Annotated in this window: 1 protein-coding gene; it reads left to right on the top strand. The window is 64.2% G+C overall.

Annotation, left to right across the window (positions count from 1 at the left end; genetic code table 11):
• Positions 1–98 precede the first annotated feature (98 nt).
• Positions 99–986, top strand: coding sequence for a reverse transcriptase domain-containing protein (locus tag A3ES_RS50850; protein WP_272944676.1), 888 nt, complete (start codon positions 99–101; stop codon positions 984–986).
• Positions 987–1,111: the final 125 nt, after the last annotated feature.

The following is a 1,111-nucleotide window of genomic DNA, read 5'->3' as shown; positions in this document are numbered from 1 at the left end:
CAACGACCGACCCTCAAACGGGTGCCGCCGCCGCGTGACCCTCACCGCCGACGGGAAGTCCTCGACACGGGTAGTAAGACGGGGCTTCGTTCGACCGGATCGACCACGTGGCCTTGATGGACCGTGTTCGGGCCCGGGTGAAGGACAAGCGGGTGTGTGGCCTGGTGAAGGCGTTCCTCAAGGCCGGGATTCTGACCGAGCTCGGCGATATCGAGGACACCCACACCGGCACGCCGCAAGGGGGCATCCTGTCGCCACTGCTGGCCAACATCGCACTGTCGGTACTCGATGAGCATCTGATGGAGCCGTGGAAGCCGGGCGGCCCGATGTCCACCCAGATGCGACGCAAAGGACGTGTCGGCAAAGGCGAACCGAACTGGCGGGTCGTACGGTACGCCGACGACTTCGTCGTGCTGGTTCGCGGTGAACGCCACCACGTCGAAGCCCTGCACGAACAGATCGCCCTAGTGCTCACAACGATGGGGTTGCGGCTGTCACCGGCCAAGACCCAGGTGGTGCACATGAGCGAGGGGTTCGACTTCCTCGGGTTCCACATCCAGTGGCGCCGCAAACGAGGAACACGCAAATGGTACGTGTATACCTTCGTCGCGAAGAGACCGATCCGATCGGTCCGCGACAAGATTCGTGCCCTGACCCCCAGGACGTCACAGCAAGACCTCAGGGCCGTGCTGATCCGGATCAACCAGATCACGCGCGGCTGGACCAACTACTTCAAGCATGCCGTCGCGAAACACACCTTCAGCCACCTCAGACAGTTCACCTGGTGGCGGATCGTGCAAATGATGCGAACCCGGCACCGCTGGAAGTGGAAGGACGTCCGCCGCTGGCTCACCGACCCCGCAACGGGCCGGTGGAAACCGATCACGGCGGACGGGATCGAGATGTTCAACGCCGCAACGGTGTCGGTCACCCGCTACCGCTACCGCGGCAACAAGATCCCCAACCCCTGGAGCCAGGCTGACTGAACCACCCAACGGCAGACGCCATGGAGAGCCCGGTGCGTGGAAACACGCACGCCGGGTTCGGCGAGCGGCCTGGGGAAACGGAACGAGAGCAATCCCGTCACCGCGCCCCAGGCCGACTCAACTGG

This window comes from Kribbella catacumbae DSM 19601, assembly GCF_000372465.1.
Lineage (GTDB): Bacteria > Actinomycetota > Actinomycetes > Propionibacteriales > Kribbellaceae > Kribbella > Kribbella catacumbae.
The sequence above is the reverse complement of the archived record's forward strand: the minus strand, read 5'-3'. Positions and strand labels throughout refer to the sequence as shown.